Source organism: Nocardioides sp. ChNu-99 (genome assembly GCF_029493445.1).
Taxonomy (GTDB): Bacteria; Actinomycetota; Actinomycetes; order Propionibacteriales; family Nocardioidaceae; genus Nocardioides.
In genome coordinates this window covers 1-5,649 of record NZ_JAHWBL010000098.1, presented here as the reverse complement: position 1 = coordinate 5,649, position 5,649 = coordinate 1, and the positions used below count along the sequence as shown (strand labels likewise).

Annotated in this window: 9 protein-coding genes and 1 pseudogene; all 10 read left to right on the top strand. The window is 72.5% G+C overall.

Going from position 1 to position 5,649, the window contains the following annotated elements; all coding sequences use genetic code 11:
* The coding region (locus KK617_RS18345; protein ID WP_277501631.1) for a hypothetical protein at positions 1 to 485 on the top strand (485 nt) is incomplete at its 5' end.
* A complete protein-coding gene (locus KK617_RS18340) occupies positions 482 to 994 on the top strand; it encodes an HNH endonuclease signature motif containing protein (RefSeq protein WP_277501630.1) in 513 nt (170 codons plus the stop codon). The genes KK617_RS18345 and KK617_RS18340, both read left to right, overlap by 4 nt.
* Entirely contained in the window at positions 991 to 1,494 is a 504-nt protein-coding gene (locus KK617_RS18335; RefSeq protein WP_277501629.1) for a hypothetical protein, read from the top strand. Before KK617_RS18340 ends, KK617_RS18335 begins: the two co-directional genes overlap by 4 nt.
* A complete protein-coding gene (locus KK617_RS18330; protein ID WP_277501628.1) occupies positions 1,491 to 1,802 on the top strand; it encodes a hypothetical protein in 312 nt (103 codons plus the stop codon). The genes KK617_RS18335 and KK617_RS18330 overlap by 4 nt, the downstream gene beginning before the upstream one ends.
* A 38-nt stretch (positions 1,803 to 1,840) precedes the next feature.
* Positions 1,841 to 2,299 (top strand): hypothetical protein, encoded by a 459-nt coding sequence (locus KK617_RS18325; protein WP_277501627.1) that lies wholly within the window; start codon positions 1,841 to 1,843, stop codon positions 2,297 to 2,299.
* Positions 2,296 to 3,336, top strand: a complete 1,041-nt coding sequence (locus KK617_RS18320) for a hypothetical protein (RefSeq protein WP_277501625.1) — start codon at positions 2,296 to 2,298, stop codon at positions 3,334 to 3,336. Before KK617_RS18325 ends, KK617_RS18320 begins: the two co-directional genes overlap by 4 nt.
* 76 nt (positions 3,337 to 3,412) lie before the next feature.
* The gene (locus KK617_RS18315; RefSeq protein WP_277501624.1) at positions 3,413 to 3,745 is read left to right on the top strand and encodes an endonuclease domain-containing protein; all 333 of its coding nucleotides are present in this window, start codon (positions 3,413 to 3,415) and stop codon (positions 3,743 to 3,745) included.
* A gap of 181 nt (positions 3,746 to 3,926) precedes the next feature.
* The gene (locus KK617_RS18310) at positions 3,927 to 4,358 is read left to right on the top strand and encodes an HNH endonuclease (protein ID WP_277501632.1); all 432 of its coding nucleotides are present in this window, start codon (positions 3,927 to 3,929) and stop codon (positions 4,356 to 4,358) included.
* 206 nt (positions 4,359 to 4,564) lie between these two features.
* Complete coding sequence (locus KK617_RS18305; RefSeq protein ID WP_277501623.1) at positions 4,565 to 5,116, top strand: hypothetical protein; 552 nt, start codon at positions 4,565 to 4,567, stop codon at positions 5,114 to 5,116.
* A pseudogene (locus KK617_RS18300) lies at positions 5,106 to 5,649 on the top strand (hypothetical protein); the annotation flags it as partial. The gene KK617_RS18305 and the pseudogene KK617_RS18300, both read left to right, overlap by 11 nt.

Below are 5,649 nucleotides of genomic sequence, written 5' to 3'. Positions count from 1 at the left end.
CAGTGGCCCAGCGACCAGGCCCGTGCCGCCTCGAGGTCCTCCGCGAGGACCGCCTCGCCCGCATGGTGGAGCGCGAGACCCGCGGCGCCACCCTGGTCGGGGTCAACCCCGGCTTCGACGTGCACGTCCTGGACAAGATGCTCCGCCGCCACCGCCTGGCGCCGGCGTGGCACTACTGGCCGATCGACGTGAAGTCGATGGCCGTCGGCGCCCTCCACGCCCGGGGGCTCGACGACCTCCCCGACTCCTCCGACGCGCTGGCCGAGCTGTGCGGCGTGACTCCGCTCCCGCCGGCGCTGCGGCACACCGCGATGGGCGACGCGACATGGGCCCGCGACTGGTACGACCGGATCGGCGACCCGGATGTCGTGGTGTCGCGCGCAAGGCAGTACGGGAAGTCGCCAGCGCCCATCGCGGACGCGGTGCGCGAGGGCGTGGCGGCCGGCCTCGCGGCCTCCCCGGCGAGCCTGGCCCGCCGCTCGTGAGCCTGCGCCGCACCGCGCTGGTGCGCCGCACAGAGCTGCGGCGCACCGAGCTGGCCCGGACCGCCCCGATGCAGCGGTCGCGGGAGAAGCGCCTGAGCCGGGCGCAGACGACCCGGAAGCCACCGAGGGACACCGGGCCCTCGCTCAACGTCCGCCGGCGCGTGCTGGGCCGCGCGGACGGCTGCTGCGAGGTGTGCGGCCGCCAGCTGTACGGCGACGACGGGTGGGGGTCGTTCCCGCACTCGTTCCACCACCGCCGGCCGCGGGGGATGGGCGGCACCAGCCGCGGGGACGCGAACAGCCCCGCGAACCTGCTGCTGGTGTGCGGGTCGGCGACGACCCCGGACGGCTGCCACGCCCTCATCGAGGTGCAGCGCGCGGTCGCGACGGCCCAGGGGTGGCTCCTCCGCCAGGGCCAGGACCCGCTCGAGGTGCCCGTGCGGCTCTACGCGTACCCGCCCGGGCTCACGTACCTCAACCGCGACGGCGGCGTCAGGCCCGCAGCATGAAGGCCCTCACCGTCCGTCAGCCGTTCGCGGGCGCCATCGCGTCGGGCGAGAAGACGATCGAGAACCGCACCACCCGGTGGGCACACCGCGGCCCGCTCGCGATCCACGCCGGCTCCCGCCCCGAGGCCGAGTGGGCGTTCGACATGGTCGAGCGCCTCACCGGCCGCCCCGTCCCCAACCCTGGGGTCCCGCGCTGCCCGCCGCGGTGGCGCATGTCCGCGGTCATCGCGGTCGTCGACGTGGTCGACGCCCACGACGAGACCGAGTGCCGCCTCGGCTGCTCCCCGTGGGCCATGCGGGCGGTCGACCTCTGCGCCGACCACCGCCGGGGCCGCTGCTCCACCACCCACCGCCCCGCCTGGCACTACGAACTCGCCAACGCCCGGCTGCTGCCGGTCCCCATCCAGACCGACGGAGCGCTCGGCCTCTGGACCCTCCGACCGGACCTCGCCGCCCGCGTCGCCAACCAGATCGACCTCACCCTCGAGGAGAGCCCATGACCACGACCTGCCCGAGGCGCTTCATCCGCGAGACGCTCAAGGACCCCGTGGACGACCTCCGCCAGCAGTGCGCGAAGGACGCTGGCCATCGAGGTCGCCACCGCAATGCCGACGGCTCTCTCGCCTGGCAGGAGGGCGCCGAGGTGTCCCTCGTCGCGATCTTGGCGGCGGCCGAGGAGCGCGACCAGCTCGGCCCGCAGCTGGCAACCGCTGACGACGTCGTCGAGCGTCGGGCCCGGTACGCCGACACCCCCGGAGGGCACGCGGACCGCCGCACGCTCCGCGCCGTGGGAGAGGGGCCCCAGTGATCCGCCCCGAGACCGACGACAGCCGGGGTGTGGTGGCCGTGGCTGACCCCATCGAACCGGGCAAGGGCGCCCACCTGAGCGCCAAGGAGGTGCGGGAGCTGGAGCAGTACGTCAACACGGTGCGTGAGCGCCTGCACCTCACGCACTGGACGGTCTGGATCGCTGCCGACCCCGCCGAGGAAGGCGTACACGCCTCTGTGCACCCGACCGAGGGCCGGTTCATCGCGATGATCTACTTCGCGACCGACTGGCGTGACCAGCCCGAGGACATCCTCCGCAACACCATCACGCACGAGCTGCTGCACCTCGTGCACCGCGACCAGACCGACACGATCCGGTGCGCGCTCCAGGACTCCGGCTACCTCCCCGAGAAGGCGTTCAACCTGCTGTGGCGATCGTTCGCGCTCCACACCGAGGCCATGGTCGACCACCTCGCGGGCGTGCTCGCCCCGACGATGCCGCCCGCCCCCACACCGTCACGAGAGGCCCACGCATGACCCAGTGCCGACCAGCGGGCCGCCACGAGCCCCGCGTCATCCCCGGCCGTCACGACGACCGGCCCGGCTACCACGACCCCGACTGCCCGGGGTGCCAGCCCTGCACCGAGCCGCACTGCACCGTGTGTGGTGACACCCACGTCGAGGGCGCCTGCGCCGAGTGCGTCGCCACCACCCGCGACGGCATCACCCAGATCGCCCACCTCGTTGGTGAACCCCTCCACGACGAGGCCACGGCCCGCGGCGTGAACTCCGAGGCCATGACCCTCATCGGTCCCGTCCCTGACCCCGAGGCGTGGCACCACGTCGCCGCATCAGCCCTCGCCGGCCGCGTTGTCCCCCCGGACTGCGAGGCCACCGACCTCGACGACGTCCGCACCTGGCTCGACCAGACCGCCGCCTCGAATCTCCACCCGCTGTGGGTCCTCGGCACCTGGGACATGCTGTGGCGCGACACCCTCGAGCACGACCAGCCGGACCCCGACGAGCCCGCCACCGTCCAGGCGTCGGCGGAGTACCTCCTGCGTCACCTCACCGAGATGGCCCGCTCCCCGCTCCTCGACTTCGGCCCCTTCGCCCACGCGGTCCGCGACTGCCGCGCCCACCTCGAGCGCGTCGTACGCGACGGCGAGCAGACCGAGCGCGGCGCCCCGTGCCTCACCTGCAAGAAGCCCGTCGAGCGCACCGTCGACAAGCAGGGCGTCGTCACCTACTGGTGCGACCGTTGCAAGGAAAGCCTGTCCGAGAACCGCTACCGCAACACGGTCAAGGCCGAGCACATCAAGAAGGCCGACCGGCTCTGTGCCGACGACCTCGCCGTCCGCATCGACGTGCCGGCTTCCACGATCCGGAACTGGACCAACGACAAGCCCGTCGTGCGCGGTGGCGTCCGCACCGTGCTCCCGCCCCTGTTCCGCTCCTGCGGCATGGACGCACGCAAGCGCAAGCTCTACCGCGTCGCCGACGCGCTGGCGGTCCGGGATGCTGGCGGCGACAGGCGGGCATCAGGTACCGTGGACAGCGACGGGGCGGCGTAGTGCGTCCCGAGCCAGTCGGAAGAACCTGACGCCCCGAGCCACACGGCCCGGGGCGTTCGTCGTCTGGGGGTGGCTGATGGCGAAGCGCAACTGTGCGCAGGCCGGCTGCCCCGCGCTGGTCGAGGCGGGCGTCCGAGATGGACGCTGCCTCGACCACCGGCGCCAGGTCGACCGTGAGCGCGGCTCAGCCACCGCGCGTGGCTACGGCTACACCCACACCCAGCTGTCGAAGCGGATGCGAGCCGAGGCCATCGGCATGACCTGCCACTTCTGCAAGGAGGTGATGGTGGCCGGCCAGGACCTGGCGCTCGACCACACGCCGGACCGCGCTGGCTACCGGGGCGTGGTCCACCTGAGCTGCAACGCCCGCGACGGCGCACTGCGCGGCAACGCACAGCGCCTGCGCTAGCACTGACACCCCGCCGCCCAGACGACCCCCGCACGCTCGCCCAGCAGGGCCAGCGACGGGGGTCGTGGCGTTTCCGAAGGGAGAGACGCCGGTGCCGGCTGCCCGAACATGCGACGTCCCTGGCTGCCGCAACGGCCACCGTGCCCGCGGCTTCTGCGCCACGCACTACAACCGCCTCGTGATGGGTGAGAGCTCGCGGCACCCGAAGGAGCAGCGGCCGTGTGTCGTCTGTGGCGCCGTGGTCGTGCGCCGCGTCGACGCCTCGTACGCCACGACGTGCAGCGTGCGCTGCCGCAGCGTGGTGCAGTGGGGCCACCGCCTCGCCCCCAGCTCGGGGTACGACTGGGCGCAGGACGCGGTCAAGCGTGCTCGCGCAGCGGGCGTGGCAATCGTCGAGGTGTTCGACCGGGCCGCTGTGTTCGCTCGCGACGAGTGGACCTGCCAGCTGTGCGCCATCCGGTGCACCGATCCCGACCCGTACACCTTGACCGCGGCGACCGTCGACCACGTCGTCGCCCTCGCGGACCAAGGCGAGCACAGCAGAGCGAACGCTCAGACCCTCTGCCTGTCGTGCAACAGCAGCAAGCAAGCGGGTATCGCACAGAAGGTATAGCCCTCGCCGGTCTGCCCAGGGGGGTGGGCCGAACGCGGTCCGATGGAGACCGCGGAGGAGAGCCGAAAAAGGTGCGGAGGGTTCAAAAGTTCCGGCCCCGGGCCAGCGCCCGCACCGGTATAGCACCAGACGCATACCGGATCGGGCGCGACGCCCGACCCGGTCCGCCGGCGTGGGCGCGACGCCCACCTCGAGGAGGTAGGACCGTGGCCAGTGGAGGTGCACGCAACCGGTCGGGGCCCTCGCTGAACCCCAACTCGGGGCGCAGCGACAGCCGCGGCATCAGCCTGACCGCGCTCCCGTCCGAGGGCCGAAAGGGCCACGCCCCGGCGTTCCCGCTGCCGAAGGTCCAGCGCTGGCTCACCCTGGCCGGCGAGGGCGGCTCGAAGATGCGCGTGCCCGACAAGGCGGCGTCCAACGACTTCCGCAGGCGCGAGCTGCAGATCTGGCGCGACCACTGGAAGATGCCGCAGGCGGTCGCGTGGGAGCTGGAGCCCTGGCGCTGGCCGACGATCGCGGAGTTCTGCCGCCTCAAGACCGTGGTCGAGCTCGAGCCGGACGCCAACGCCTCGCTCGTGGCGCAGTTGCACCGCTTCCGCGACCAGATCGGTCTCACCCCGGCCGGCCTGCGCGAGAACGGCTGGGCCATCGCGACCGACAGCCTGGGCGTGAAGCGGGCCGAGAAGGAGCAGACGGCGCCCCCCGCCCCGCGGTCCTCCCGCGACCGGATGAAGGTAGTCACCGGCGATGGCCGGTGAAGACCTCGCTCTCGACTTCGACCCGCTGCTGACCCTCGGGTTCATCGTCACCGACTGGGTCGAGGCGCACTGCCGTGTCCCCTCGGGCGTGATGGAGAACGACCCCCTGGAGTTCAACGGCTGGCAGCTGTTCTGCACCGCCAACCACTACCGGGTCCACGCCCGCGCGATCGCCGACTCGCGGCGTCTGCTCGCCCCGTTCGTGTACCGCCGCTCGGTCATCGTCGGTCCTCAGAAGTGCGGAAAGTCCCCGTGGGGCGCGGCCATGCTCCTGGCCGAGGCCGTGGGACCCACGCTCTTCGACGGATTCGCCCGCGGCGGCGAGGTGTACCGGTGCGCCGACCACGGCTGTGGCTGCGGGTGGGAGTACGAGTACCAGGTCGGCGAGGCCATGGGCATTCCGCGCCGCAAGTCGCTGCTCGGGCTGCTCGCGTTCGCGGAGTCGCAGACCAACAACGTCTACGAGCCGCTGCAGACCATGATCCACTCGGGTCCGCTGGCCGAGTTCGTGCACGTGCGCGAGGGGTTCATCC

Bases quoted from the DNA above. Each gene is read 5' to 3' on its own strand.
- KK617_RS18335 (WP_277501629.1), top strand. From the start codon at position 991: ATGAAGGCCCTCACCGTCCGTCAGCCGTTCGCGGGCGCCATCGCGTCG.
- KK617_RS18330 (WP_277501628.1), top strand. From the start codon at position 1,491: ATGACCACGACCTGCCCGAGGCGCTTCATCCGCGAGACGCTCAAGGAC.
- KK617_RS18320 (WP_277501625.1), top strand. From the start codon at position 2,296: ATGACCCAGTGCCGACCAGCGGGCCGCCACGAGCCCCGCGTCATCCCC.
- KK617_RS18315 (WP_277501624.1), top strand. From the start codon at position 3,413: ATGGCGAAGCGCAACTGTGCGCAGGCCGGCTGCCCCGCGCTGGTCGAG.
- KK617_RS18310 (WP_277501632.1), top strand. From the start codon at position 3,927: ATGGGTGAGAGCTCGCGGCACCCGAAGGAGCAGCGGCCGTGTGTCGTC.